The sequence below is a fragment of the Ornithinimicrobium faecis genome (assembly GCF_023923225.1).
Taxonomy (GTDB): Bacteria; Actinomycetota; Actinomycetes; order Actinomycetales; family Dermatophilaceae; genus Ornithinicoccus; species Ornithinicoccus faecis.
Genome location: NZ_CP099489.1, coordinates 4324216 through 4349851, shown reverse-complemented (window position 1 = coordinate 4349851; position 25636 = coordinate 4324216). Strand labels below are relative to the sequence as shown.

The window sequence follows — 25636 nt, the reverse complement described above, 5'->3', positions numbered from 1 at the left end:
CGACGTCACCGGTGTGGACCCGATCGCCGGGTTCGGAGCGCGAGGAGGAGACATGAAATACGTCATGCTGGCCTATGGCACCCAGGCGGACTGGGACCAGGGGGTGGACTATCAGCGAGAGCACCCGGAGGAGGAGTTCGGTCCGGCGCAGGCCTTCGCCCAGGAGCTCATCGAGTCCGGTGAGTTTGTGTATGCCGGTGGGCTGGCCGATCCGAGCCACACCCAGACCGTGGAACTGCGGGAGGGAGTGCCGGTGGTCACCGACGGGCCCTACCTGGAGGCCAAGGAGTTCCTGGTCAGCTTCGGCATCGTGGACGTCGCCGGTCACGACCGGGCGGTGGAGATTGCCGCCCTGATGAGTCAGGCGTTCGGCCGGGTCGAGTTGCGTCCACTCGATGATGACGGTGGCGCCGCGGGGTGAGTGAGCCCAGCACCGAGGACCTGCTGCGCGCACTCGCGTCGCAGGTGCTCGGTGCGCTCGTGCGCCGCTATGGTCACTTCGACCTGGCCGAGGACGCCGTGCAGGAGGCGTTGCTGGCGGCGGCGACGCAGTGGCCGTCGCAGGGACGGCCGGACAACCCCCGGGCCTGGTTGATCACCGTGGGCTCCCGGCGGCTGACCGACCTGCTCCGCGCAGAGCAGGCCCGACGGCGCCGGGAGGACGACGTGGCCGTGCGCGTGCTGCCCGAGGACTATCTCGCCGCGGCGGCCGATGCCCCGCGGGAGCCGGAGGACGACTCCCTGATCCTGCTCCTGCTGTGCTGCCACCCCGAGCTGACCCTGCCCTCCCAGATCGGGTTGACCCTGCGAGCGGTCGGCGGGCTCACCACCACCGAGATCGCCCGGGCCTTTTTGGTGCCGGAGCCCACCATGGCGCAACGGATCAGTCGGGCCAAGCAGCGCATCCGGGACTCCGGCGCCCGGTTCCGGATGCCGCCACATGATGAGTTGGTCTCCCGGCTGGGCGCGGTCCAGCACGTGCTCTACCTGATCTTCAACGAGGGCTACACCTCGACCTCGGCGAGCACGCTGCACCGCAAGGAGCTCGCCGGGGAGGCGATCCGGCTGACCCGGGTCCTGCAGCGGGCCCGACCAGACGACCCAGAGGTCATGGGGTTGCTCGCGCTGATGCTCCTCACCGAGGCACGCACCGCAGCCCGGACGGGGCCAGGCGGAGCGCTGGTCCCGCTGGCGGAGCAGGAGCGGAGCCTGTGGGACGGTGACGCGATCGCCGAGGGCACGGGGCTGGTCACCACCGCCCTGATGGCGGGGCGCCCCGGCCCCTATCAGCTGCAGGCCGCCATCGCGGCGGTCCACAACGAGGCAGGCTCGGCGGACGCAACGGACTGGCCCCAGATCCTCGCGCTCTACGACCTGCTCCTGCGGGTCGCGGACAACCCGGTCGTGGCACTCAACCGTGCCGTCGCCGCGGCCATGGTGCACGGTCCCCGGGCGGGGCTGACACTGCTCGAGGACGTGGCGGCAGACCCGCGGATGAAGCGGAACCACCGGGTCGTGGCCGTCCGCGCCCACCTGCTGGAGATGGCCGGGGAAGGGGCTGAGGCCGTCGAGCACTATCGGCTCGCCGCACGGATGACCACCTCGCCCGCGGAGCGGCGTCACCTCGAGGAACGCGCCGAAGCCGCAGCAAGCAGCGGGGCCGATCGCGCACCCGGGGTCTCGGTTGAGGACGACACCTAGGCAGAGCCCGGGTCGGCGACGACGAAGTCCTCCACCGCCATCGTGAGGATCGCCTGGCCCTGCCCGTCGTCAGGGCCACTGCCCCGGAACGCCTCGAGGGTCTCCCGCGACGCCCAACGCTCAAAGATGTTGATGCGCTGAGGGTCGATGAGGTCGGCCGAGATCGCGAAGTCGAGACAGCCCGCTGTCCCTCGGGCCTGGCGGACGACGCCCGCGCAGCCCGCCAGATAGGACTCGCGTTCCTCGGGCGTGACGGTGATGTGCCCGGCGACGATGATCACTGGTGTGCTCCTGTCGTGGTCGATATCTGCCTGACGGGTCGATCCGGGCATGTTGACCTGTGTGGCGCGGGAAACTCACCGGTGGCTGGACGGGGCTGCCCGCATTCCTAGTAGTCGACACCGCCCGATGAGTCGCTGCCGGGAGCCTGGGTGACCGCTGCCCCGTCGGCGTTGACCACCCACCAGACGTCGTGGACGGCCTGACCTGTCACGTCACCGGGTGCCTGGTCCTGGGCGAAGTAGTACAGCGGCCAGCCGTCATACGTGGCCTGGATCGTCCCGTCCTCGCGCTCGAAGGAGCCGAGCAGGCCGTCGTCGGCGCCGTCCCCGGCTGCCGGCTCGCCCTCGAGAACTGGCCAGGCTGCCAGGCAGTCGTCGAAACAGACCGAGGTGTCGACGCTGTCCTGGGTGAACAGATAGAGCGTCATCCCCTCACCGTCGACCAGGATCGGGCCGAGCTCGGTCTCCGCGGTGGACACGACCGGACCCGGCCCCACTGCCTCACCGCCCGTCTCTCCGGCCACGTCGTCGGTCATCGCGTCGGTCGTCGCTGCCTCGTCGGCCTCCTCGGTCACGGCGTCCGCCACAGTGGTCTCATCCGCAGAGGTGGCATCGGTGCCAGACTGGTCCGGATCGTCACTTCCACAGGCGGTGAGGGCTGTTGCGAGCAGCAGTGCCGTCGCGGTCGGGAGCAGGTGTGAGCGGTTCATGTTTCCTCCAGCACTAGGAGTTGTCGTGGAGGGTGGTACGTCTCACGGGGCCCCCACGGATGGGGCAATCCCGGTGGCCACCGCGCCCGTATCACCTGACATGCCGCGCGCCCCGAGAGCCGACCGGGCCGTCGATGCCGCGCTGCTCGCGGGTCTCGCCGTGGCCGACCCGCAGGCGGCGGACGCCTTCGTGGCGCGGTTCCAGGGCGCCGTGTTCGGCATGGCGTTGAGCATCACCCGCGACCCGGGCCTGGCCGAGGACGTGAGTCAGGAGGCATTCGTGAAGGCATGGCGTGCAGCCGGCAGCTATGACATCCGGCGGGCCTCGGTGCTGACCTGGCTGCTGACCATCACCCGCAACACGGCGATCGACGCGGTCCGCCCCCGACGCCCCGTGCCAGCCGACGCCGAGTTCCTCGACCAGCTGGTGGAGGACACCATGGCAACACCGGATCTGGCCGAGGCGACCGCTCACCGGCTGGAGACCGAGCGCGCTGTCCGCCGGCTGCACGAGATCTCCCCGGAGCAGGCCCGGGCCGTGGTGTTGGCCGTGATCGGTGGCTGCACGGCCCGGGAGGTCAGCGAGCGTGAGCAGATCCCGCTCGGCACAGCCAAGACCCGCATCAGGGACGGGCTGCGGCGGATGCGCGCCGAGCACGCCACCACCGGAGCCGGGGGGAGGGACCATGGCTGAGCACCCGGACCCCGACCTCGTCCTCGACCTGGCCCTCGGGCACCTCAGCGGCCCGGAGCGGGACGAGGTGTTGACCCACGTCGCCGACTGCACCTCGTGTCAGAACGACCTCGACGGGTTGACCACCGCCGTCGAGGCGTCACTGGCTGCCGTCCCCCGCACGGACCCGCCGGCCGGGTTCGCCACCCGTGTCCTGCAGCGGCTGGAGGACGAGTCGCCGAGCCGCACCGACAACGCCCCGGAACGGCACCACTCTGCACGTCGGTCCCTGGCTGGCCCCGCGGTCACCCCGGAACGGTCTCACCGCACGCCAGCGTGGATCGGCATCGCCGCCGCAGCGGTGCTGGGACTGGGTGCCGGCGCCGGTCTCACGGCAGCGCTGATCGAGCGGCCCGACGGGGCCCCCGCGACCGAACAACCCGTGGCCTCGCAGGGGTCACCGCTGCTCACGGCGGACGGCGACACGGTCGGGTTCGTCTCGCGCAGCTGGAGCGAGGGTGACCCGGTCCTGGTGGTGGACGTCTCGGGCGGCGATCCGGGCCGAAGTTATCTGTGCCGACTCGGGCTCGACGACGGAGGGACCGAGGACGTCGGGCGGTGGAGCCTTTCAGGTGACCGCCCCAACAGCTGGGTGGTCCCCGACCCCGGTGCCACCACGGTCGAGCTGGTCTCGGACTCGGGAGCCACCTGGTCCACCGCCACCCTCTGACTCAGCTCACCAGACCGCCCTGACTACCCTGGGCGCGGGCAGGGAGACGGCTGGAGGAGAGATGGTGACGAGACGAGGCATGGGTTTCACCGGGATGGTGGCCGCGATGGTGCTCACCTTGACCGGGTGCGGGAGCGGCACGGTCTCGGCTGACTCTGTGCAGCAGAGCGTGCGCGACGGCCTGGCGTCCCAGGGCATCGAGCCGCGATCGGTCAGCTGTCCCGAGGGCGTCGAGGCGTCGGTGGGTGAGAGCGTCGTCTGCACGGTCGAGCTGTGGGACGAGGCCGGATTCGGTGAGCCGGTGGACCGGGTCCGCGTCGTGGTCAAGGAGGTCTCCGGGGACCAGGTTCGCTATCGGCTCGAGCCGCTCGCGGTCGGGGTGCCCGATGACGCGGAGCCTGCCACCACCGAGCATCCTGACGGCGAGCCTGACACCACAACGGAGCAGTGACATGACTGACACCCAGGGCCGGCCCACCTTCCGGACCGCAGGGTTCTTCCGGGCCGGCTATGCCACCGCTGAGGTTGACGACTTCCTCGATGCGCTCTTCACCGCCATCGCGCGTGGCAACCAGGTGCCAGACATCCTGTCCCAGAGGTTCACGGTCCAGCGCGGCGGTTATGCGATGGACGAGGTCGACGCCTTCCTCGACGAGGTGCAGGCCAGTCTCGAGGGGGAGAGCTGACCCTCCACCCGAGGGGAACGCGCCCAAGCCGTCGGGCCGGACCTAGTCAGCGGCCAGCCGTTGGCGCAGGCCGCTCGCCCGTTGCACCTGACGCCCCACGGCCGCGCGCACGGCAGCCTCGCTGCCGATGACCCGGACCCGGGTGCGGGCACGGGTCACGGCGGTGTAGAACAACTCACGAGTCAGCAGCGGTGAGTCCTCTGGCGGCAGCAGCACGGTGATCTCGTCGGCCTGACTGCCCTGCGCCTTGTGCACCGTCATGGCATGCATCGTCTCGATGTCACCGAGCCGACTCGTGCCGAACGGGTGGTCGCCGTCCGTGCCGCGGATCACCGCAACCCGCCCGCTCGTCCCGTCCTGTCGGCGGGTGGCGACCACCACACCGGTGTCGCCGTTGAAAACGCCCGTCGCATAGTCGTTGGCGGTCACCAGCAGCGGACGCCCGACATACATCGGGTCATAGAGGCCGTCGCCGGTCTCCTCGGAGAGCCAGCCCTCGACGGCGCGGTTCCAGGTGCGCACCCCCCACGGGCCCTCCCGGTGCGCGCACAGCAGACGGTGCCGTCCCAGCAGGTCGAGCGCCTCACGGCTGTGCCCCTGGCGCGCCGCGCGATAGACCCCCAGTGCGTGGGTGGTCAGGACAGACCGCAGGTATGCCGAGGGGTCGGCGTCCTCCACCCAGGTCACCTGGGCGTCGGCGTCGTTGGCACGCAGATCGTCGGCACGCAGGGCGTCGACCACGGCGTCGGCGTCGCCCTCGCGCAGGGCCTCGGCGAGGGCCCCGATGGTCGCCCCGAAGCGGTGCGACGTGCGCAGGCGCGCGACCGCGACGGCCGGTGCGCTGCCGCCGGGGGAGGCGGCCAATGGGCTTGTGTCGGGGGAGGCCGCTGCTGGGCTTGCGTCGGGCGGTGCGGACTGGGCCGCCACCAGGTCTGCGAGCACGGCCCCGGCGTCGATGGAGACGAGCTGGTCGGGGTCGCCGACCAGGATCAGCCGCGCGGTGGGCCGCAGGGCCTCCAGGAGCCGAGCCATGTGGGTCAGCGACACCATCGAGGTCTCATCGACCAGCACGACGTCATGCGGCAGGTGGTGGTCCCGATCGTGCTTGAACCGGGTCGAGGAGCCGGGTCGGTGCCCCAGGAGCCGGTGCAAGGTGACCGCGGTGACCGCGCGCAGTGGCTCGAGCCTGGCCCGGGTGGCCGCGTCTGGCGTGCGCTGCAGGATGCCCTCCAGCGCGCTGGTCACGGCCTCCTGCATGCGGGCCGCTGCCTTGCCGGTCGGTGCAGCCAGCCCCACCCGGAGCGGCTGCTCGGGCCCAGCCTGCTCGGCCAGGAGCGCCAGGACACCGGCCACGGTGGAGGTCTTGCCGGTGCCCGGGCCGCCGGTGAGGACACTGGTCCAGGAGCCGGCGACGACACGGGCCGCCGCGCGTTGTTCCTCCCAACCCTTCGGGAAGACCCGGCTCAGGCCGGCCTCCAGCAGGTCGGGATCGACCACGGGAGGCGCCTGCTGCGAGCGGGTCAGCAGGTCCTGGACGACCTGCACCTCCTGGTGGTGATAACGCTGGAGATAGACCAGGCCGTGCTCCACGACGAGCGCGCCCTGGCGCACCAGTGAGCTGTCCCGCAGTTGCTGCTCCCACTCCTGTGGGTCCGACCAGGGCAGCTCGGGGGCCGACTCCAGGGAGCGCAGGGCGACGTCGAGGTGGGCCAGATCCAGTGCCACCGACCCCGTGCGCACGGCTCGCGTGGCCAGCGCGGCGGCCACGAGAGCGGCGTCCGCGGAGGTCTCCTCGATGCCGCCGGCCGCGTGACCCAGGGTGCGGGCCACGTGCAGATCGGCGGCGGTCAGCAGGCGCGCGATGTTGAGCTGGCCGATCAGGCCGGTGGCGCCCCGGGCGATCCGGCGGTCGTGGTCGTCGACCGGCTCGAAGAGCTCCAGCGGAGCCACCGAGGGCGTCACGCGCTCGGTCGTTGTCGTGGGCTGGGGTGTCTCGGTCATACCACGGCCTCCCCGGTGCCGTCGAGCAGGTCGGAGACGGCCTCGACCAGTGCCACGGGCGGCTTCCAGGAGAAGACGCCGCACGGTGAGCCGTCGATCACCGGGGTCTGCGGACCGCACATGCCCCGCACATACAGATAGAGCACGCCGCCGAGGTGTCGCTTGGGGGAGTAGTCACGCAGCCTCCAGCGCAGGAAGCGGTGGGCCACGACGGCATACAGCAGGGCCTGCAGGGGATAGGAGGAGTGGCTCATGGCTTCGTCGAGAGCCTCGGGCCGATAATCCGCCGCAGTCAGTGGCTGCTCGGGGTCACCGAACGGGCCGAGCCAGTTGGTCTTGTAGTCGACGACCAGATAACTGCCACCGGTGCGGAGCACGATGTCGACTGACCCGGTGAGATAACCGCGCAACTCCTGGTCGGCCAGGCTCGGCTGGGCGTCGAGGACGTCAGCCCAGGCACGGACCGCGTCACCGGGCCTGAGGTGCTCGCGCAACAGGCCCGCCAGGTCGCCGAGGCGTGCCCGGGAGACCGGTCCGCGCACGTCCCCGCCGCCGAGCGGCATCTCAAAATCCAGCTCGCGCAAGCGGTCGGACAGCCCGATGTCGCGCAGGGTGGCACCGTGCGCCAGCGGACCCAGCGGGCTGTCACAAACGGCCACCAGCGCGTCGGCCAACTGCTCGGGGTCCAGGTCGACCGGCCACCACACGAGCTGTTCGTGGATGTGGCTCAGCAGCTCGGCGCGCAGGTCGGGGGCATGTGGGTCGGTGTGCTCGAGGACGCCGTGGACCAGCGACCCGAAGGTTGCCCCCACCGGCAGGTCGGCCATCGGGCTGGGCACGTCGGTGCCGGGGATCACCGCGGCCAGGCCGGGGAGGGCCGGCTCGCTGGCAGACACCGGCTGCGGGGTCTCCGGCTCGTCGTCGCGCGGCGCCACCTCAGGCTCGCTGCCGACCCCGCCGGTCAGCTCATGACCCTCCGTGTCGCGCGGGGTGGACAGCGAGGTGTAGGACGTGCGGCGCCAGGAGCCGTCGATCGGACGGTCCAGGGCTCGGATCGCCAGCTCGGGCTGCTCGGCTGGCGGCGGGGCCAGCACCACGGGTGCGTGGTTGGCGACCTCGAGGGTGAACGCCCCACGGGCCGCCCACTGCTCGAGGCGGGCGGAGGCGTCTGCGTCGCTGCGGGGGACCGGGACGCTGTCCGGGACTGCGGGGACACCGTCCGGCTCGCGCCCGAACAGGAGCCGGTGCAGCGCGGAGTTGCCGGTGTTGTTGGTCGGGGACCACCACAGGACCACCTGGGACTGCGCACGGGTCACCGCGACATAGAGCAGGCGCAGGGCCTCACCGGCCTCCTCGGCCTTGTGGCGGGCGACGGACTGCTCCCACCCGGGGTTGCCGGGGTCGTCGCCGCCCACGTCGCGGCAGCGCGCTCGCTCCTCGCCGTCCTCGTGGAACAGCGGGAGGGCCGGTGTCTTGCTGACCCAGCGATCGAACAGGGCCGGGCAATAGACGATGGGGTATTGCAGGCCCTTGCTGGCATGGATCGTCACCAGCTGCACGGCCGCCGCGTCGGAGTCGAGACGCCGGCTGCGAGCCCCGGAGACCAGCGGGGCGTCGTCGGCCATCTGGGAGCGCAGCCACTCGATGAGGCTCGCCAGCCCGAGGCGGCCGCCACCGGCGGGCTGCTGGCTGATCTCGTGCAGCAGCTCGCCCACGTGCTGCAGGTCGGTCAGCTGGCGCTCGCCGCCGACCTGTGCCAGCACGCGGGCGGGCAGCCCGGCGATGGTCAGCGACTCCAGGACGGCCGCGGCTCCCTGCTTGGCATAGATGTCGGCCAGGCGCCGCATCGTCGTGGCGAGCTCGTCGTCGAGGTCGTCGCCCCCGGCGTCCAGCTCGGCGGCGGTCCGACCGACCAGGTTGGTCAGGGCCGCGGCCCGGGTGAGCATCGAGCGGTGCGGGGCTGCCATCGCGTCGAGCAGCGCCAGCCACTCCTGTGCCGCCTGGCTGCGCAGGACGCTGGCGCCTCCGGCACTGACGGCGTGGATGCCCAGACGACGCAGCTCTGCCTGGGCCGTGAGCAGGTCCCGACCGGCGTGGGCCAGCACCGCGACGTCGCGTGCCTGCAGCGGTCGCGGCGGCACGGGGTTGCCCTCGGCGTCCGTGGCGCGCTCATCGAAGGTCGCTCCCGACGCCAGCAGCTCGGCGATGTCGAGCGCAAGATCGCGCGACACGTGCGTGCGGGTCGGGCCGATGGTGGTGCTGCCCCGCAGGTGCTCCTTCTTGAGCACCTGGCGCAGCCGGACAGCGCCGGGATGCGGCAGACCGGCCAACCGGGAGCCCTGATGGTGCGCCTTGACCGGCACGACGGTGATCTGCTCGTCACCGAGCGCCGACCCGCGCAGCGTCGCCTGCAGCGCCTCGACGACCGGGGCGTCGCTGCGATAGTTGGTGGGCAGGGTCCGTCGCTCCTGGGCGTGGGCCTCGGCACGCAGATAGGTGACCACGTCACCGCCACGGAAGGCATAGATCGCCTGCTTGGGGTCCCCGATGAGCACCATCGTCGCGTGCCCACGGAAGGCCCGGTCCAGGACCTCCCACTGGATCGGGTCGGTGTCCTGGAACTCGTCGACCAGCACCACCCGCCAGCGGGTGCGCATGCGCTGGGCCGCCAGGGAGTCTGGCTCCTCCAGGGCGCCGGCGAGCTGGGTGAGCAGGTCGTTGTAGTGCATCACCTGCAGGCGCCGCTTGCGCCGGTCGAGCTCGTCACGGACCCGCTGGGCGAAGGTCACCCGCCGTGCTGGTGGAGAGCCCTGCTCGGCGCTGCCCTCCGCCGGTCGCAGCTGGGCGTGGATGTCGTCCACGGCGGCGCGGGCGATGCCCAGGGCCTCCTTGCGGGTGAAGAAGGGCTCCTCGCGGGAGCCGACGAAGCCGCGCAGATAGAGGTCGTCGACGACCTCGACCAGGAGGTCGTCGAGGTCCTCGACCAGCTGGGCGGACGCGTCGGAGGTGCCGGCCACGCCGAGCGAGCGCAGCACCTGGTGGCAGAACTGGTGGGTGGTGGCGATGGTCGCCTCGTCAAACGAGGTCAGGGCGCGCCGGACCCGGCTCAGCCGCAGCCCGCGCTCGGTGTCGTCGACGTTGAGCAGCAGCTCGGTCAGCGGACCGCCGGACCCCGCGCTGCCAGCAGTGTCAGGGTGGTGCAGCGCGCGCTCGAGCTCGACCAGCTGCTCGCGCACCCGGGCGCGCAGCTCCTGGCTGGCGGCGCGCCCGAAGGTGATGATGAGCATCTCGGTCAGCAGCGCGTGACCCTCCGCGACATAGCGCGCAACCAGGGCAGCGATGGTCCACGTCTTGCCCGTGCCAGCTGAGGCCTCGAGCAGCACGGTGCCCGAGGGCAGTGGGTCGGTGATGGAGAAGTCGGCGGTCTGCTGGCTCACACCCACTCCCTTCGCTCGGCATCGGTGGCGATCAACGGCTGCCAGACGCGCAGGGCCAACTGGCTGAACCGGGTGGTGACGCCGTCGGTCCACTGCTCGTCCGCGGCAGGCTCGCCGGCGACGTCGCGCAGCCGGGCCCCGGCACCGAGGACCCGCACAAACGCGGGGTCATCCTGCTCGCCGGGGAAGGTGAAGGCCCCGGTGCTGGCATTCCACTTTTTCTCCGCGTCATAGAACGCGGCCTGCTCATCACCGCGGGCGTGAAAGGTCTCCACGAACGCACAGGCCGTCTGCACCCCCAGGGGTAGGGGCGCCCGCATGCCGCGGTCATAGAGGTCGACGAGCTGCCCCAGCAGGGTGAGCGCGACGGGGCGGTCCACGGGACCGTGGGTGAAGTGGCCCACCCCGGGTTTGCGGCCGCGTTTGAGCTGTCCGACGACGTGGCTGGTGGCGTCCTCGTGACCCGCGGCGGCCAGGGCCAGCACCGTCACCCAGGAGCGCAGTCGTTGCTTGGCCTTGATGGAGGAGTAGGTGCTGGTGATCACGCGCGGGTCGCTGCCGTGCAGTCCGCTGACGGTGCCGGTGAGCCGGCGCCCGTCGGGCAGCTCGATGTCGAGGTCAGTGCTTGACGCCGTGTCGCTGTGGAGGTCCCGCGAGGCCAGGTGGATGCCCCGGACGTTGGCAGAGATGTCGTCCAGCACCGCCTGGCCGAGCTCGCCCGGCGGCACGCTGCCGCGCCAGAGCTCGTGCTGTCGGGCCTGCTCCGGTGGGGTGCCCGAGAGCACGGCCCGCAGCATCCGGTCGCCGATCTGCCAACGCTCCAGCCCGTCGAGGTCGATCGGGATGCCCTCGGACGGTTCCTCAGGCTCGTCGGGGAGCAGCAGGCCCAGCCGCTGGCGCAGGAAGGCCTGGGCGGGGTGGGCCAGGAAGCGCTGGAGGTCCTCGAGGGCGAGGTCGTCCCCGACCAGGGGCGGCAACGGCTCGGGCAGCAGCGCAGCAGAGACCGGAGCAGCAGCCTGCTCGGACTCCGACACCACCGGGCGGGCCTGGTGGGCCCGACCGCCAGCCAGGGCTGCGGGGTCGAAGCTGAAGGGCGCGTCGTCGGCCAGCAGGGCGGGCTCGCCCGGTGCGGTGCCGCCGAGGTTGCGCACGTCATAGGACTGCAGCGGGTGCCGGCGGACCAGAGCGGGGGCGCTGGCGGGACGGTGGGCGGTCTCCGCCAGGGCATCGAGCAGCTCTCCCAACGGAACGGCGGGTGGACGCTCGGCGCCGCTGTGCTCATCCGCGCCGGTGTAGGTGATGACCAGCGTCTGCCCGGCGGCCATCACTGCGTCGAGCAGCAGCTGGCGGTCCTCGGCGCGGGTGTCCCGCTCACCGGTCATCGGGTGGCGGGCCAGGGCGTCGTCACCGTCGGGGGTGGTCGTGCGCGGGAAGATGCCGTCGTCCATCCCCACGAGAGCCACCACCCGGTGCGGCACCGAGCGCATCGGCACCATCGTGCAGACGGTCAGGGTGCCGGTGCGAAAGCTCGACCGCGTCGCCCGGCCACTCAGGTGCTCCTCAAGCAGGGCACGCACGTCGGACAGGGCCAGGTCGGTCGAGCTCGCACCGCGCACGGCGGAGGCCTCGATCCGGGCCAGCTCACGCTCGAGCTGGGTCACCTGCCAGGCATCGGAGGCGGTGGTGGTGGCCAGCCCGAGCACTCCCTCGTGCAGGGTGCTGCTCCACTGACTCGCGGTGCGGCACCCCTGCAGAGCGGTGAGGGTCGAGCCAAGGCGCTCGATCAGCTCCGCGAGCCGACCAGCCAGGTCGATGTCGCCGCTGTCGAGGTCGTCCAGGGCCACGGTCTGCCCGAGGTGGGTGACGTCCTGGCCGTCCAGGGCGGCGCCGGTGAGGACCCGGTCCAGGCCACTGCGCCAGGTGTTCTGTGGGAAGTTGCGCAGGTCATAGGTCGCGCGGTGGTCGGCGTCCAGACCCCACCGGATCGCGACCTCCTCCACCCAGCGTGCGATCCGATCGAGGGCGTCGTCGTCCAGCCCGAAGCGGCGCCGCACCGGCTCGGAACGGGCCAGGTCGAGCACCTCGCTGGCGGTCAGCCGGCCGCCTGCCAGCTCGACCAGTCGGGCGGCGAGGGCGAGCAGAGGATTGGTATGCCGAGGGGCCCGGTCAGCGAGCATCACCCGCAGGCGGTGGGCTGGGTGCCCATCCCCAGCCTGCTCGGTGCGCACCACCTCGCCGAGCCCGAACCCCGCGTGCACGAGCGGCGCGTAGGCGTCGATGTCCGGGCACATCACCAGGATGTCGCGTGGCTCGAGGTCGGGGTTGTCCTGCAGCAGCCCGCTGAGCACGTCGCGCAGCACCTGGATCTGACGCCCCTTGCCGTGGCAGGCGTGCACCTGCACCGAGTCGTCGGTGGCGGTCAGGAGGCGGGCGGCCACCTCGTCGGCGTCGGGGATGTGGTCGCGCTCCAGGTCGTGCTGGAGCCACTCCAGCAGGGTGGTTGGAGTGTCCCCTGCCGGTGCCGGTGCCGGTGCCGGTGTCGTCAGGAGCGCCCCGAGGCGCGCGTCGGTGGCCCCCGTGGTGGACAGCGAGCGCTGGAGCTCGCGGGCGTCCCGGCCCAGGGAGGCCAGCAGCGGGTGGCGCACCTGGTCCACCGACGGGTCGGCGGCCCGCCGGACCGGGCCGTCGGCGACGACCTCGGCCAACGCATCCCAGGCCGCGGGGGACGCCTGTGGGAGCCAGAGGTGGACGTCGCGGTGCTCGCCGAGGGCGGCCATCACCTCGATCTCACTCGCGGCGATCCGGGTGTGGCCGAACAACGACAGCCGGCCGGGAAGCTCCAGCCCCTGGGGCTCACCACCCGCGCGAAGGGCCGCCGCCACCTGGTCGTGCCGGACGTCTGGTGCCGGCGCCTCGACCAGGTCGAGCACCGCCCGCCACAGGGGTGGCTGCCAGGCGAGGTCATCGGGCAAGGGGGCACCCAGTCCGTCGCCCGCTCCACCCTCGCGCCAGTCGGCGATGATGGATGGGCGCTGCACGGCATACGCAGAGAAGAGTCCGGCCAGGCGACGGGCCACGGCATAACGTCGCCCGCGCCGCAACCCCCTCTCGACCTCGTCGGCCTCACCCGCAGCCCCGAGGTGGGCGGCCAGGGCACCGGCCCAGCTCTCCTGGAGGGACTCATCGATCGCCTGCAGGACTGGCCAGGTCAACTGGTCGGGATGCCACGGGTCGTCGCGCTCGATGCCGAGCACCAGGGAGACCAGCGAGTGCGGATTGAGGAAGCGCACCCCGGCGCACACACCGTCGCCACCACCGGGGGCCGCCCCGAGCCGGTGCGAGAGCTGCTGAGCCAGCCAGCGCTCGACACCCTTGGCGGGCACGGCGACGACCTCCTCGGCGAACGGATCCTCCAAAGGCGTCGCGAGGAGCTCCCCCAACCCGTCGGCCAGCACGTCGGTGCTGACGGCGCGGTGCACGAACAACGTCACGCCTGTGACCCTACCGACGGTGTCCGACATCGACCCGCGGGACATCGGTCCGCAGGGCAGCGGCCAGCTTGGCGGTGGCCGAGTTGGCGGACGGGCTGGAGTTGGGGCCGACGGTGGCCAGACTGGATAGCAGGGCAGCGATCTCGGCGACGTCCAGCTCCACCTGGGTGCGGGTCGTGGTCACCGGCAGGCTGATGCCACCCGCCCGGCCGACGCTGCTCTCGAAAGGCACCCCGGCGTCCCGGAGCCGCTCGACATCGCGCTCCACGGTGCGGGTGGAGACCCCGAGGCGCTCGGCCAGCTCCGAGACGGTCCGTCGCTCGGCACCCGCGAGCAGCTCGATGAGTTGTTGTTGACGCTCCACCCGTCGCAGCGCCAGGTGGCCGTCGCGTGAGGCGGCAGACAGGGCGTGCTGAGCGTCCATCACCAGATCTTAAACACCGACACAAGCGTGGCGCAGTTCGCTCCTAACGTGGTGGTCATGGAACCCACCACAGTCACCCAGGAATTCTTCGACCGCTATGCACAGGCGCTGCTCGGGCGCGATGCGGACGCGATCGCAGGCCTGTATGCGGTGCCGTCCCTGATCGCCTTCCCGGGGCAGTCGATCCCTGTGAGCGACCAGGCGCAGACCCGGGACTTCTTCGCGGCCAGCTTCGGGCAGTATGACGGCGTTTCGGAGGCCGACCCCGACATCAGCATCGTGGCGCAGACCGGGCACAGCATCTGGGCCGAGGTCACCTGGTCCTATGACGGACAACCCAGGGAGCGGTTCATCTATCAGCTGCTCGACGGACCAGTCGGCTGGCAGATCGGGGTGCTCACGCCGCTCGATCTGTGAGACAGGCGGCAGGTCAGTCGGCAGACCGATAGGCTCGCTCGATGGTGTCCGCCCAGACGGTGGGAGTGGCCCGGCAAGCTCCGGCGCCGGAGGTTCCCGAGCCGCTGACGCCCGACTTCCGGCTTCACCACGACGAGCCGCTCGGTGAGGCAGTGCAGCGGATCGTGCTGGAGCAGGTCGCTCACGCGATGCGGCTCCGGGAGAGCGATGACCTTGACGCGTCCGTGCACCAACTGCGCAAGTCGCTGAAACGCACCAGGGCGGTCCTGCGCCTGGTGCGCGGCGAGCTGGGGGACTGGGGCTATCGCCAGGAGAACACCTGCCTGCGCGACACGTCCCGGCTGTGGGGGCCCACCCGGGACGCTGCGGTGCTGGCAGACCTCGCAGCGGACCTGGCTCCAGACCTGGATCTCGAGCAGGACACGACGGACCGGATGGTGGCGCTGTTGCGCGATCGGGCGCTCGCCTCCACCAGGGAGGCCGCAGCAGATCGGCGGCGCCACCTGGACACGCTGACCGCGCTGGGCAGTTTCGCCTGTCGGGTCCGCAGGTTCCCCGTCAGCGGGGGCGGCGCACTCCCGGACCGTTGGGAGAGCGTCGCACCGGGGTTGGCACGGGTCGCGGGCCGTGCCCGTCGACGGATGCTCAGCGCCCAGGATGACCCCACGACGGAGCGGCTGCACGCGTGGCGCAAGGACGTGAAGTATCTCTGGTATCAGGTCGAGTTCCTGCAGCCGGTGTGGAAGGACCTGTTGCAAGCAGTCGGTGCCCGGCTCAGCGATCTGGGCAGCGTGCTCGGTGACGACCACGACCTCGCCGTCTGGGCCGAGGCCGTGGAGGAGGACCCGACGCTCGTCCCGGATGCTGCCGAGCGGGAGCGACTCCTCAAGCACCTCGCCGAGCGCCGCCGAGCCCTGCAGCGGGAGGCCCTCGCCCTGGGTGCCACCGTGCTCCATGACCCCGACGCCTTGGTCGAGCAGGTCGCGGTGGCCTGGGGGCAGGCTCGGCGCGCCAGCTAGCGGACCGTGGTCACGTGGCCGGCCGTGATGCTCACCAGTTGCTGGAAGGTCAGCGGCACGATCGTGTCCGGTGTCCCGCCAGCAGCCCAGATCGTGTCGTGGGCGCCGAGCTCGGGGTCGACCAGGGTGCGCAACGGCGTCGGGTGCCCGGTCGGGGCGACTCCGCCGATCGCCTGACCCGTGGCAGCCCGGACCTGCTGGGCATTCGCCTTGGTCACGGACTCTGCGCCGACCGCTGCGGCGATCACGTCGGTGTCGACCCGGGCCGCACCGCTGGCCATCACCAGCAACGGCTCGTCGTCGGCCAGGAAGACCAGGCTGTTGGCGATCGCAGCGACCTCGCAGCCCAGTTGCTCTGCGGCGCGGGCAGCCGTGCGGGCGTGCTCGTCGAGCACCTCGATCTGTGCCGCAATGCCGGCCTGGGCCAGGGCGTCCTGCACTTCCTGGTTGCGTGGGTGCATGGGATGAGTATGCCGTGGGGCGCGCTGGGATGAGCGGAGCAAGCCTCGCCCACGTGTGGCAGGGGCCGGCGCCGCAGGCGCTGGAGGACGACCTGGTCAACCTGGATGCCACGATCGTCGACCCCTTCGACACGTGAGGGTCCTTCTCGACACCTCCGTCCTCATCGGTGGTGAGGCACCCGGCGACGTGGAAGCGTCGATCAGCGTCGTGTCCCTGACCGAGTTGCACTTTGGTGTGCTGCTGGCCACCGAACCCGACGAACTGGCGCGCCGCACGGAGCGCCTCGCGGTGGTCGAGGCCACGTTCGATCCCCTCCCAGTCACGGCTGCTGTGTCCCGCGCCTGGGGTCGTCTGGCAGCTGCGGTCAGACAGCGAGGAGGACAACCGCGCCGCCGCCAGTTGGACCTCGCGATTGCTGCCACAGCCTTGGTTGAGTCGGTGCCGCTTCTCACCCGCAATGTTGCGGATTTCGCGATCATCGAGCACCTCGTTGACGTGCGGCGACCTCGGGCTCAGGGGCCCCAGTCTCGACAGGCCGACTGAGGAGCGGCACGTGGCCAGCACTCGGCATACAGTCGATTCATGGGGACTGATGATGTGCAGCAGGGGTGGAAGCAGGGCGGCCAGGGCTGGGTGGCGAACGAGCGGATCCTCGACGCCGCCTTCGCGCCGCTGACCCAGGCGTTGGTGGAGCGGGTCGCGTGGGCCCGAGGGGACCGGGTGCTGGATGTCGGGTGCGGCACCGGCACGCTGCTTGAGCTGGGCGTCCGCGACGGTGTCGAGATGGTGGGCGTCGACGTCTCAGCAGCCATGGTGGAGGCAGCACGCCGACGCGTGCCCGAAGCGACGGTCCTGGAGGCCGACGCGGGCACGGCTGACCTGCTCGAGGCCGCCCCGGGGTTGCCGTTCGACCACGTGGTCTCGCGCTATGGAGTGATGTTCTTCAGCGACCCGACGACAGCGTTCGACACCATCCGTCGGGCCACGCGGCCCGGGGCCACCATGACCTTCGGCTGCTGGCGCTCGCGGGAGGAGAACCCCGTCTTCACCCAGGGGCTGGATCTGTTGGAGGCCGCTCTCCCCGAGCCGGTGCCACACCCGGCGCCGGGCGCACCCGGCCCGACCGCCTTCGCCGACGCCGAGCGTCTGCGAGGGGTCCTGAACGCTGCAGGCTGGGCGGAGATTGTCATCGAGCCGTTCGACTATGCCTGTCGCTATGGCCTCGACGGCAGTGACGGGGTCGAGGAGCGCCTCGCCATCCTCGCGTCCAACGGCCGAGGGGTCTGGGGCCGGCTGCAGGACCACGTCGGGCCGGAGCGTCAGGCCGAGCTGCTGGACAAGGTCCGTGCGGACCTGCGCTCGCGGCGCGTGGACGGTGTCGTGAGTCTGCCCGCAGCGGCATGGCTGGTGACGGCGCGCAACCTCGGAGTTGAGGCGTCGGACTGACGCAACCCCGCGGCATACGGTCTGCCGTTTTGCCGTGCCGCCAACTCTCAGAGTTCACCCGCTCGTCTCCCCTCATTGAGATGCCGGTTCGGCCGAGGATGCCCGGCGCCGCCAGGGTGGCTGCGGCGCCGGGGGGCTTCATCGATTGGGTGACCACGTCGATGGCGGCGCCCTGAATCTGCCCGGCGTCGACCGGGCTGGCGAACGCAACTGTCCGGTCTGGGAGGACGCATGTCGAGCATGAGCAAACGAGTGTGTGCGGTGGCACTGGCTGCCACGCTGTCGGTGACGATCGCTGGACCGGGGATCGCCGCAGCGGAACCGGGCGACGCGGGAGCCAGCACCGCGGAGGCCACGAGCGCTGAAGGCCCCAAGAACGTCATCTATCTCGTGGGTGACGGCATGAGCTTCAACCAGGTCGACACCGGATCGCTGTATGGGCACGGAACCAGCAACTACCAGGCCCGGGTGGACCATGCGGTGCAGGCGCAGCAGTCGGCCCACGGCATCCGCGGACGCTATTCATCGGGCACCCGTCCCTCGCTGGCAACTACCCCCTGGAAGGCATGGATGTCGCGAAAGTGAGCTATAACGTCGGGCCGGCACCGGACAACCCGAAGGATGGCCCGGTGACCGAGGCACAGAGCAAGACTCAGGAGTTCTACGCCGACACCCTCGGGTGGGACTTCGAGGACACCTGGGAGTGGAACGACGAGTTCGAGCGACCCACCCTGCAGGCGGTCCCCGAGGAGTGACCACCCGCTCGCCGGTCGTCGTTAGTTGCGTGCTCGTGGTCCAGCACCGTCTTTGCCGTGGAGGGTCAAGACGGTGCGGCGAGTCCGCGGACGCAGCGCGGCCTCGTCGGCGAGTTGGGCGGGAATGGGTGGGTGTGACCGGCTGCGGCGATCCGGTTGGGGGGCCACCTTGACCCACCAGCGCCTCATCGGTCGATAGAGTGCGACCGACGTAGTTGTCCAGCGAGGAGTTGAGGCAAGGGATGGCATTGGAGGGGCAATGTGGCCGTGTTCTCAACGTGCTGGACTATGGCGCGATTGGTGATGGGAGCACGGACTGCCTGGCGGCCGTCCAGCAGGCAGCCGCTGACCTCCGCCCGGGAGACACTTTGTATTTCCCTCCAGGGCGTTATCTCTCTTCTGGATTTCGCCCAGGTGTGATGGAGCACCACGTCGAGATCAGCACACCGCATGTGACCATCACTGGGCCGGGAACGCTCGTGCAGTTCATGTTCTATGTCCATGGGGAGGCGGAGGCGGCCGCTGGACTGCTCGAGGCCGGCGCGCCGGCGCAAGACGACCGACTCGTCTCGCGGGAACCGCATGGCTTGCAGCCGGGTGACTACGTGCAGTTGCTGTCACAGATCAACTGCTACTCGCCAGACGCCGGGGACTGGCAGTTGGGTAGTCGAGCCCCGGTGACGAACCAGCAGTTCTATGTTCGTTTCACCGAGATGCAGCGGGTGGCGGAGGTACCTACCCCCCGAATCGCAATTTTCAATAGCAAGGTGCTATACCCGGGCTATAGAGGGCACCTCGAGGGCGTCGTCGAGCCGATGCCGGATGTGGCGAGCGCGGAGTTCCGCAAGATGAACTTCCTAGAAGGGGTCACATTTCGAAATCTCACATTCGAGAACCTGGTGACCAGGTCCTTCCGAACCATCATTGCGCGCGCCTGTCATCGCTTGACTATAGAGTCATGTCATTTCGAGGCCGCTGGTCAGCCAGGCTTTCACCTCAGAGCAACGGACTGCTTGGAGCTCCGTGTGCACAGTAGTACGTCAGTACGGCGGACTGTTGGCGGCAAGGGTGCGTCGTGGAACTCCTTCATCGTCGGCGGAGGCTGCCAGGACGTGACTTTTGTCGACAATCGACTCACTGGTGAGTGGCAGGCTATTGACTTCACTGGTGATCTTCTGCCTTCTGATGTTGGCTATATCGACCAGAAGACTGCGTGGTCAACGGTGCAGCACGTGGCCGTCCGAGATAACAAGTTCTTCAATTGCAATAATGCGACAACCACTCACCCAGGAGTGACACACTTCGTATTTTCGGATAACGAGGTGGTTGGTGGGTGGACCGGTGTCCGTGTCCGCTCGCTATACAACAGAATTTCAAATAACACGATTGATACTGAACGTGCCGGTGTTGCGTTATCGTCCTTCGTGAGCCACACTTCCATCACAGGAAATTCCCTGCGCCACCGACCATCGACGAGCAAGGGGGGCCCGTGGGTGGGGGTGCACTACGTGCCTACTGGTAGTGAGACGATGGCGGACAACGCGCCACGCCAGGTCGTAGTGCGTAGTAACGAATTCCACTGCCTTGACGGTCTTCCGAATAGCGCAGCGGTCAACCTCGAACACAGGGAACCGAGAAGTCAGGACTTCCGCCTCTTCACAGCAGGGGTTCGGCGTCGACGATCAAATTTCACGATTGAGCAAAACTCCGTCCAAGGGTGCTCTGTGGTGATCGGGCCGTGGATCAATGGCATCAGGGTTAACCGAAATAGCTTCGAGGGAGGGACGGGGCGGGGTGCGTATATCGATATCGGGCCTGATGTGGCAGCAACTAGCCTCTATCACAACATGTTCTATGACGGCGAGGCCACAGCAATCCGGGTCGGCGAGTTGTCCACCGCCGCTGCCTATCAGTACGACCCCGAAACACGCCTCGGAGAGCAGTTCGGGATGGAGCGGCTGAACGCTGATGCTGGTCCAACCCGTGGGTTCGAAACGCTTGACAGTGGCAGTTCCCAAGTGAGCTCAAGTCCGATCGCTAGCGAATAGGAACGGTATGCAGGTAGCGCCAGTCATCATCTTCAAGGACGGCATCCGGGCACGCTCCCCCCAGCCGATGCGGCTCGACGCAGGGGTCTTTGCAGAGAGCGCGCTCGCCCCAGCCCTTTCTCAGCGACTGTCGGTGCTGGGGGTTCATGGAGCAGGCATCTTCAACGAACAGTTCGTAGGTGGGACTCAGGACGCTGTCCGGGCACTGACGGGCGTCGCAGCCGATGAGTTGCCTGCCTTGGGTGAGCGGATGGCTGGATCGCTGACCGTCTACGTGTGGGATGCAGTCACTCGAAGGGTGACGGTCCTGGCAGACCCGTTGGGGGGGAGCCTGGTCTTTCTGCACCGTGATGCGGATGGTGTCGCCGTGTCCTCACACATGGGGGGACTCGTCGCCCTGCGCGAGCGACAGGGCAAGCCGATGCGTAAGTCTCTTGCTAACGGGTTGTCAACGCTCGTGACGGGCGGTGCTGGAGGTCTGCAGCAGGGCAGCTATGAAGGAGTCGAACTCCTCGACCACTTCCACTTCATCGAGGTTGACCGTGAGGGAGTCAGGATCCGCTCCTACCGGTCACGGGATGAGTTTTATGGTGCGCCCCTGTCCTACGAGGATGGACTGGATCGTGTGGAAGCGGAGATTCTGCGCAATGTGCGCGTGGTGTCACAGGCGTCACACGCAAGGAAAATTTCCCAACTCACTGGTGGCCTCGACTCCCGAATGGTGTTGGGCGCCCTGCAGAAGGCGGGTGTCAGTGATGGGTTCGCCTTCAACTGCATGGGTAGGTCGAACACGTCCGACAAGATGATTGCCCATGGGCTTGCAAGCGAATTCGGTCTGACAATGACGAATTACACCGGGCTGAGTGCTTACAGCCAGCCGGAAACTTTCAACGATCGCGTCCTTGCTCACATGCGCTATTCGTCGGGGCTACACATGACACCTGCCCATGCCCGCATGCGGAGGAGTCAGGCACTCGTTCTGTCGGGTGGATACGGTGAGTTGTTCCGGTCGCCCTACCGTCCCGAGGAGAAGCCTGTTCAGGGCACAGACGCCCACGCCTTGGCCGAGATCGAGTGGGGAGCAGCTGGGTTCGGCGAGGACCCGCGGTCGCGGTTGATATCCATCGACCTCATGGATCGCTACGTCGACACGGTGGATGAAATGGTGCGGGGAGCGCGGGGCGCTGGATTTGGGACCGACGCCTGGCGGGACTACTACTACATACGACGGCGGAACCGGTTCTTCGTCGGGGAGATTTCTCGGCAGTGGACCCCCTTTGCGTCGAGGTTTGATCCGCTCTACTCGGTGTCGGCAGGTCAGGTCATGTTGCGCCAACCGTGGGCGGTGCGTAAGTCGGGCGTGTTTCTATTCGACTTGATGCGTCGCCTGGGAGCAGACCTACCGAGGCTTCCCTTTGACTTCGATCGTTATAACGTCGTCTATCGAGAGATGAAGGGGGCTCCTGATCAAGTTGCCTTCAGCTCGCCCCGGTCGCCGCAGTACAACGACTGGGAACAACCCATGCCCCACAACTTCGCGAGCGTCCAGGTGTCGACGCCGAACGCGGCGCAGAAGGCGCTCGCGAAGAAGCTCCGAGCGCCTATCCAGCAGGTGGTTGAGCTCGACAGGGTGCGACGGGAGACACGGGCCATGGTGGGTGCGCTCTCGGAGGAGGACCGGACAGCCACCTTCAACTCGGAGGGCATACGAATGCTCTACGGCAGAGCCGAGCGTCATGGCTGGAGTCTGCGGTGTCTCTTCGTGATTCACTCGGTCCTCCTCTGGTACACCGACACCGAGTCACCGACCGCGACACCATCTGGCTGACTCGTTTTTCAGAGGCTGGCGAGCAGCACCGCTGGCTCCTCCACACAGTCGGCCACGTAGCGGAGGAACCCACCCGCAGTGCCACCGTCGCAGACCCGGTGGTCAAACGTGAAGGACAGTTGGGTGACCTTGCGCAGGGCCACCTGACCCCCGTGTGCCCACGGCTTGTCGATGATTCTGCCCACGCCGAGCATCGCTGCCTCGGGGTGGTTGATGATCGGGGTCGACCCGTCCACGCCGAACACGCCGTAGTTGTTGAGCGTGAACGTCCCTCCGGTCAGTTGCGCTGGAGTCAGGGTGCCCTCGCGGGCAGCCTCGGTCAGGTCCCGCAGGGCGGCAGCCAACTCGGCGGTTGTCATGGTGTGGGCGTCGTGGACGACGGGCACGACGAGTCCGCGCGGAGACTGGGCGGCGAAGCCCAGGTTGATCCGACCGTGCTGGACGATCTCGTCGCCGTCGACGGAGGAGTTGAGCTCGGGGAACTGTCGCAGTCCAGCCACGGTGATCCTGGCCAGGAGCGGGAGTATGCCGATCGCGTCCTGCGGCCGCACCACCTTCAGGGCGTCCTTGGTCGCCATGAGTTCGGTCGCGTCGACGTCCACCCAGGTGGTGGCGTCCGGGATCTCCCGACGGGAGGTCGTGAGCTTGTGGGCAATCGCCTTGCGCATGCCCGTGAGGGGGATCCGGGTGTCTCCCGCAGAGGTGACCCGTGTCGTTGCGGCGGGCGCGGACGTCTGCTGGATCGCAGCCTCCACGTCGGCGCGGCGGATGACGCCGCCTTCGCCAGTGGGAGTCACCGAGGCCAGGTCGACCTGCGCGTCCGCAGCGAGTTTGCGCACGAGCGGCGAGATCACGCGGATGGCCGTCTGGCTCGCCGGCTCCGGCCCAACTGAGGCGGCCTCCGCCCTCGCGGCAGCGCGACCCCGGCGGGAACGACGGGCGGGCTCGGACGCGCCATAGCCCACCAGCGGTCGTTCCGGCGAGCCAGCCGAACCGCCCGAGGGGGCGACGGCTCCGGCACGCTCCTCGGTGCGATAGGTCTCCGCGTCGGCGAGCGCTGCGATCGTGATCAGGGGCGTCCCGACGGCGAGCTCTTCGCCCGGTGCGCTGTGCAGGGTGGTGACCACGCCGGCATACGGGCAGGGGACCTCGACGGCCGCCTTGGCGGTCTCGACCGTGACGACGTCCTGGTCAATGGTGACCATGTCGCCCTCGGCGACGTGCCACTCAACGACGGTCGCCTCGGTCAGGCCCTCGCCCAGGTCGGGGAGGAGGAACACCTGGGTCATCGGGTGGCCGCCAGGTGCGCGGTGTCGGGCTGGTCGTCCCACTGCAGCCGCGCGATCGTGTCCAGGATGCGGTCAACCCCGGGCAGGTGGGTGTGCTCGAGCTTCGGCGGGGGATAGGGGATGTCCAGCCCCGTCACCCGCAGCACCGGCGCAGCCAGCGAGTGGAAGCAGCGCTCACCGATGCGGGCGGCGATCTCGCCGCCGACGCCACCGAAACCCTGCGCCTCGGAAACCACGACGGCCCGGCCGGTCTTGCGGACCGACGCGGCGACTGTCTCGTCATCGAACGGCACGATGGTGCGCAGGTCGACGACCTCGACGTCCCAGCCCTCCTCGTCCTTGGCAACCTCGGCCGCCTTCAGAGCGTTGGGCACCTGCGGGCCATAAGCCACCAGCGTGACGTCGCTGCCCTCGCGGCGCACCGCTGCCTTGCCGAACGGCTCGGTGGTGACGGGCAGCTCCAGCTCAGCCTTGGACCAATAGAGCGCCTTGGGCTCCATGAAGATCACCGGGTCCGGGCTGGCGATCGCCTCGCGCAGCAGCGAATAGGCGTCGGCGGGCGTGGCCGGGGTGACGACGTGCAGGCCCGGGGTGTGGGCGTAATAGCCCTCGGAGGAATCACAGTGGTGCTCCACGCCGCCGATGCCGCCAGCGAACGGCATGCGGATCACGATCGGCATCGTCAGCATGCTCTGTGTGCGGTTGCGCATCTTGGCGATGTGGGAGACGACCTGCTCGAAGGCGGGATAGCCGAACGCGTCGAACTGCATCTCGATCACGGGGCGGAAGCCCTGCATCGCCAGGCCGACCGCGAAGCCGGCGATCCCGGCCTCGGCCAGCGGGGTGTCGAAGCAGCGCTCCTCACCGAAGTCGGCGGTCAGACCGTCGGTGATGCGGAAGACTCCGCCGAGCTGGCCGACGTCCTCGCCGAAGACCAGCACGTCCTCGTCCTGGGTCAGGCTGTCGCGCAGCGCCTGGTTGAGCGCGTGGGCAAAGGTCACCTCGGTCATGCCGACACCTCCTCCATCTCGGCCCGGACCATGTCGGCTTGCTCACGCAGTTGTGGGGTCTGCTGGGCATAGACGTGCTCGAACAGGGACAACGGGGCCACCTCAGGCTCGAGGTTCATCCGTTCGCGCACCCCTGCCGCGAAGTCTTCCGCCTCCGCGGCGACCTGCTCCTCGATCTCGGAGGTCAGCGCGCCCGTGCCGGTCAGATAGGCCCGCAACCGCTCAATCGGGTCGCGCCCCGACCACTGCGTGACCTCCTCGGCCTGCCGATAACGCGTCGCGTCGTCGGCGTTGGTGTGCGCCTCCAGGCGATAGGTGTGCGCCTCGATGAGGAAGGGACCCTCGCCGGAGCTGGCGTGCTCATAGGCCCGGCGTGTCACCGCGAGCACTGCGGCCGCGTCGTTGCCGTCGACCTGCTCGGAGCGCACGCCATAGCCGATGCCCTTGTAGGCCAGGCTCGGGGCCTTCGACTGCTTCTCGAGAGGGACCGAGATCGCATATTTGTTGTTCTGGACGAGGAAGACCGTCGGGGTGTTGAACACCGCGGCGAAGTTGAGGCCCTCGTGGAAGTCGCCCTCGCTCGTGGCACCGTCACCGATGAAGCAGAGCGCCACGCCGTCGCTGCCCCGACGGGCCAACCCGTGCCCGGCGCCCGCCGCATGGACGGCCTGCGTCGCCAGTGGAGTGCACTGTGGTGCGGTGTGGGTCTTGACGGGGTCATAGCCGCAATGCCAGGAGCCGCGCAGCAGCGTCAGCACCTCCATCGGGTCGAGGCCACGGCTGATCAGCGCCATCGAGTCGCGATAGGTCGGGAAGAACCAGTCCTGCTCCTGCAGTGCCCAGACGGGCGCCACCTGGCAGGCGTCCTGCCCGCGGGAGGAGGGATAGACCGCCAGGCGGCCCTGCTTGGTCAGGGCGGTGGCCTGCGCGTCGAACCGGCGGCCGATCACCATCTGCCGCCAGACGGCGAGCAGATCTTCCTCTGAGGGCAGGGCATAACCGCGCGCCTCGGCCTCTGCGCTGGGTGTGGTCAGTGCCCCCTGCTCGTCCAGGAAGCGCACGGGCTCGGCGCACGGCAACAGGTCGACGGTCGTCGTTGACATGATCTCCTCCGGTTGATCTGCCTCCCATCGTCCCTGAAGTTGGACTAATCGGACGACGAGACGCGACAGTCCAAGACAGATGGATCTAGGGTGGGCCGTATGCCGACAAAGAGTCTGTGCGCACG

25 protein-coding genes are annotated in these 25636 nt (G+C 69.3%); 15 read left to right on the top strand and 10 right to left on the bottom strand.

The window, feature by feature from the left end; all coding sequences use genetic code 11:
• Positions 1–52: 52 nt before the first annotated feature.
• Entirely contained in the window at positions 53–421 is a 369-nt protein-coding gene (locus NF556_RS19990; RefSeq protein WP_252592944.1) for a YciI family protein, read from the top strand.
• The gene (locus tag NF556_RS19985) at positions 418–1701 is read left to right on the top strand and encodes an RNA polymerase sigma factor (protein ID WP_252592943.1); all 1284 of its coding nucleotides are present in this window, start codon (positions 418–420) and stop codon (positions 1699–1701) included. Before NF556_RS19990 ends, NF556_RS19985 begins: the two co-directional genes overlap by 4 nt.
• On the opposite strand, the gene NF556_RS19980 is transcribed toward NF556_RS19985, so the two are convergent.
• Together NF556_RS19980 and NF556_RS19975 are read right to left on the bottom strand one after the other, a co-directional pair.
• Positions 1698–2033, bottom strand: coding sequence for a putative quinol monooxygenase (locus NF556_RS19980; protein ID WP_252592942.1), 336 nt, complete (start codon positions 2031–2033; stop codon positions 1698–1700). The genes NF556_RS19985 and NF556_RS19980 overlap by 4 nt on opposite strands.
• Positions 2034–2089: 56 nt before the next feature.
• Entirely contained in the window at positions 2090–2692 is a 603-nt protein-coding gene (locus tag NF556_RS19975) for a COG4315 family predicted lipoprotein (RefSeq protein WP_252592941.1), read from the bottom strand.
• 100 nt (positions 2693–2792) lie between these two features.
• Here NF556_RS19975 and NF556_RS19970 point away from each other — a divergent pair, with 100 nt between their 5' ends.
• From NF556_RS19970 to NF556_RS19955, 4 genes are all read left to right on the top strand, one after another.
• Positions 2793–3386 (top strand): RNA polymerase sigma factor, encoded by a 594-nt coding sequence (locus NF556_RS19970; protein ID WP_252592940.1) that lies wholly within the window; start codon positions 2793–2795, stop codon positions 3384–3386.
• Positions 3379–4095: a hypothetical protein gene (locus NF556_RS19965; RefSeq protein ID WP_252592939.1), complete on the top strand. Its 717-nt coding sequence runs from the start codon at positions 3379–3381 to the stop codon at positions 4093–4095. Before NF556_RS19970 ends, NF556_RS19965 begins: the two co-directional genes overlap by 8 nt.
• 64 nt (positions 4096–4159) lie before the next feature.
• Complete coding sequence (locus NF556_RS19960; RefSeq protein WP_252592938.1) at positions 4160–4546, top strand: DUF4333 domain-containing protein; 387 nt, start codon at positions 4160–4162, stop codon at positions 4544–4546.
• Between the two features lies 1 nt (position 4547).
• Positions 4548–4781, top strand: a complete 234-nt coding sequence (locus NF556_RS19955; RefSeq protein WP_252592937.1) for a DivIVA domain-containing protein — start codon at positions 4548–4550, stop codon at positions 4779–4781.
• Positions 4782–4823: 42 nt separating this feature from the next.
• On the opposite strand, the gene recD is transcribed toward NF556_RS19955, so the two are convergent.
• The 4 genes from recD to NF556_RS19935 are packed head-to-tail and all read right to left on the bottom strand — an operon-like array spanning position 4824 to position 14134.
• Positions 4824–6782: an exodeoxyribonuclease V subunit alpha gene (recD, locus tag NF556_RS19950; protein WP_252592936.1), complete on the bottom strand. Its 1959-nt coding sequence runs from the start codon at positions 6780–6782 to the stop codon at positions 4824–4826.
• Positions 6779–10219, bottom strand: coding sequence for a UvrD-helicase domain-containing protein (locus NF556_RS19945; protein WP_252592935.1), 3441 nt, complete (start codon positions 10217–10219; stop codon positions 6779–6781). Before NF556_RS19945 ends, recD begins: the two co-directional genes overlap by 4 nt.
• Positions 10216–13710 (bottom strand): exodeoxyribonuclease V subunit gamma, encoded by a 3495-nt coding sequence (recC, locus tag NF556_RS19940; RefSeq protein ID WP_252592934.1) that lies wholly within the window; start codon positions 13708–13710, stop codon positions 10216–10218. Before recC ends, NF556_RS19945 begins: the two co-directional genes overlap by 4 nt.
• A 10-nt stretch (positions 13711–13720) precedes the next feature.
• The gene (locus tag NF556_RS19935; protein ID WP_252592933.1) at positions 13721–14134 is read right to left on the bottom strand and encodes a helix-turn-helix transcriptional regulator; all 414 of its coding nucleotides are present in this window, start codon (positions 14132–14134) and stop codon (positions 13721–13723) included.
• Positions 14135–14191: 57 nt separating this feature from the next.
• Here NF556_RS19935 and NF556_RS19930 point away from each other — a divergent pair, with 57 nt between their 5' ends.
• Positions 14192–14551, top strand: coding sequence for a Cif family virulence factor (locus NF556_RS19930; RefSeq protein WP_252592932.1), 360 nt, complete (start codon positions 14192–14194; stop codon positions 14549–14551).
• 41 nt (positions 14552–14592) lie between these two features.
• Entirely contained in the window at positions 14593–15570 is a 978-nt protein-coding gene (locus NF556_RS19925; protein ID WP_252592931.1) for a CHAD domain-containing protein, read from the top strand.
• Here NF556_RS19925 and NF556_RS19920 read toward each other — a convergent pair.
• Positions 15567–16031: a YbaK/EbsC family protein gene (locus tag NF556_RS19920; RefSeq protein WP_252592930.1), complete on the bottom strand. Its 465-nt coding sequence runs from the start codon at positions 16029–16031 to the stop codon at positions 15567–15569. The genes NF556_RS19925 and NF556_RS19920 overlap by 4 nt on opposite strands.
• On the opposite strand from NF556_RS19920, the gene NF556_RS19915 reads away from it, so the two are divergent.
• From NF556_RS19915 to NF556_RS19890, 7 genes are all read left to right on the top strand, one after another.
• Positions 16022–16168: a hypothetical protein gene (locus NF556_RS19915; RefSeq protein ID WP_252592929.1), complete on the top strand. Its 147-nt coding sequence runs from the start codon at positions 16022–16024 to the stop codon at positions 16166–16168. The two genes, NF556_RS19920 and NF556_RS19915, sit on opposite strands and share 10 nt — an antisense overlap.
• The gene (locus tag NF556_RS19910; RefSeq protein WP_252592928.1) at positions 16165–16575 is read left to right on the top strand and encodes a PIN domain-containing protein; all 411 of its coding nucleotides are present in this window, start codon (positions 16165–16167) and stop codon (positions 16573–16575) included. Before NF556_RS19915 ends, NF556_RS19910 begins: the two co-directional genes overlap by 4 nt.
• Positions 16576–16614: 39 nt before the next feature.
• Positions 16615–17478, top strand: coding sequence for a class I SAM-dependent methyltransferase (locus tag NF556_RS19905; protein WP_252592927.1), 864 nt, complete (start codon positions 16615–16617; stop codon positions 17476–17478).
• A gap of 240 nt (positions 17479–17718) precedes the next feature.
• The gene (locus NF556_RS19900; RefSeq protein ID WP_252592926.1) at positions 17719–18063 is read left to right on the top strand and encodes a hypothetical protein; all 345 of its coding nucleotides are present in this window, start codon (positions 17719–17721) and stop codon (positions 18061–18063) included.
• A gap of 44 nt (positions 18064–18107) precedes the next feature.
• Positions 18108–18233 (top strand): hypothetical protein, encoded by a 126-nt coding sequence (locus NF556_RS21465; RefSeq protein WP_256829726.1) that lies wholly within the window; start codon positions 18108–18110, stop codon positions 18231–18233.
• Between the two features lie 215 nt (positions 18234–18448).
• A complete protein-coding gene (locus tag NF556_RS19895) occupies positions 18449–20281 on the top strand; it encodes a glycosyl hydrolase family 28-related protein (protein ID WP_252592925.1) in 1833 nt (610 codons plus the stop codon).
• A 7-nt stretch (positions 20282–20288) separates the two neighbouring features.
• Positions 20289–22109, top strand: a complete 1821-nt coding sequence (locus tag NF556_RS19890; protein WP_252592924.1) for a class II glutamine amidotransferase domain-containing protein — start codon at positions 20289–20291, stop codon at positions 22107–22109.
• A gap of 8 nt (positions 22110–22117) precedes the next feature.
• Here NF556_RS19890 and NF556_RS19885 read toward each other — a convergent pair whose 3' ends face one another.
• From NF556_RS19885 to pdhA, 3 genes are read right to left on the bottom strand one after another with little or no spacing between them, the layout of a single operon-like run.
• Positions 22118–23398, bottom strand: a complete 1281-nt coding sequence (locus tag NF556_RS19885; protein ID WP_252592923.1) for a dihydrolipoamide acetyltransferase family protein — start codon at positions 23396–23398, stop codon at positions 22118–22120.
• The gene (locus tag NF556_RS19880) at positions 23395–24408 is read right to left on the bottom strand and encodes an alpha-ketoacid dehydrogenase subunit beta (RefSeq protein ID WP_252592922.1); all 1014 of its coding nucleotides are present in this window, start codon (positions 24406–24408) and stop codon (positions 23395–23397) included. Before NF556_RS19880 ends, NF556_RS19885 begins: the two co-directional genes overlap by 4 nt.
• The gene (gene pdhA, locus NF556_RS19875; protein WP_252592921.1) at positions 24405–25511 is read right to left on the bottom strand and encodes a pyruvate dehydrogenase (acetyl-transferring) E1 component subunit alpha; all 1107 of its coding nucleotides are present in this window, start codon (positions 25509–25511) and stop codon (positions 24405–24407) included. The genes NF556_RS19880 and pdhA overlap by 4 nt, the downstream gene beginning before the upstream one ends.
• Between the last annotated feature and the right edge of the window lie 125 nt (positions 25512–25636).

Coding starts and splice junctions, on each gene's coding strand:
- NF556_RS19970 (WP_252592940.1), top strand. CDS start 2,793: ATGCCGCGCGCCCCGAGAGCCGACCGGGCCGTCGATGCCGCGCTGCTC.
- NF556_RS19980 (WP_252592942.1), bottom strand. CDS start 2,033: ATGCCCGGATCGACCCGTCAGGCAGATATCGACCACGACAGGAGCACA.
- NF556_RS19990 (WP_252592944.1), top strand. CDS start 53: ATGAAATACGTCATGCTGGCCTATGGCACCCAGGCGGACTGGGACCAG.
- NF556_RS19905 (WP_252592927.1), top strand. CDS start 16,615: ATGGGGACTGATGATGTGCAGCAGGGGTGGAAGCAGGGCGGCCAGGGC.
- NF556_RS19890 (WP_252592924.1), top strand. CDS start 20,289: ATGCAGGTAGCGCCAGTCATCATCTTCAAGGACGGCATCCGGGCACGC.
- NF556_RS19885 (WP_252592923.1), bottom strand. CDS start 23,398: ATGACCCAGGTGTTCCTCCTCCCCGACCTGGGCGAGGGCCTGACCGAG.
- NF556_RS19955 (WP_252592937.1), top strand. CDS start 4,548: ATGACTGACACCCAGGGCCGGCCCACCTTCCGGACCGCAGGGTTCTTC.
- pdhA (WP_252592921.1), bottom strand. CDS start 25,511: ATGTCAACGACGACCGTCGACCTGTTGCCGTGCGCCGAGCCCGTGCGC.
- NF556_RS19920 (WP_252592930.1), bottom strand. CDS start 16,031: ATGCACCCACGCAACCAGGAAGTGCAGGACGCCCTGGCCCAGGCCGGC.
- recD (WP_252592936.1), bottom strand. CDS start 6,782: ATGACCGAGACACCCCAGCCCACGACAACGACCGAGCGCGTGACGCCC.
- NF556_RS19965 (WP_252592939.1), top strand. CDS start 3,379: ATGGCTGAGCACCCGGACCCCGACCTCGTCCTCGACCTGGCCCTCGGG.
- NF556_RS19900 (WP_252592926.1), top strand. CDS start 17,719: ATGAGCAAACGAGTGTGTGCGGTGGCACTGGCTGCCACGCTGTCGGTG.
- NF556_RS19880 (WP_252592922.1), bottom strand. CDS start 24,408: ATGACCGAGGTGACCTTTGCCCACGCGCTCAACCAGGCGCTGCGCGAC.
- NF556_RS19925 (WP_252592931.1), top strand. CDS start 14,593: ATGGTGTCCGCCCAGACGGTGGGAGTGGCCCGGCAAGCTCCGGCGCCG.
- NF556_RS19975 (WP_252592941.1), bottom strand. CDS start 2,692: ATGAACCGCTCACACCTGCTCCCGACCGCGACGGCACTGCTGCTCGCA.
- NF556_RS19935 (WP_252592933.1), bottom strand. CDS start 14,134: ATGGACGCTCAGCACGCCCTGTCTGCCGCCTCACGCGACGGCCACCTG.
- NF556_RS19930 (WP_252592932.1), top strand. CDS start 14,192: ATGGAACCCACCACAGTCACCCAGGAATTCTTCGACCGCTATGCACAG.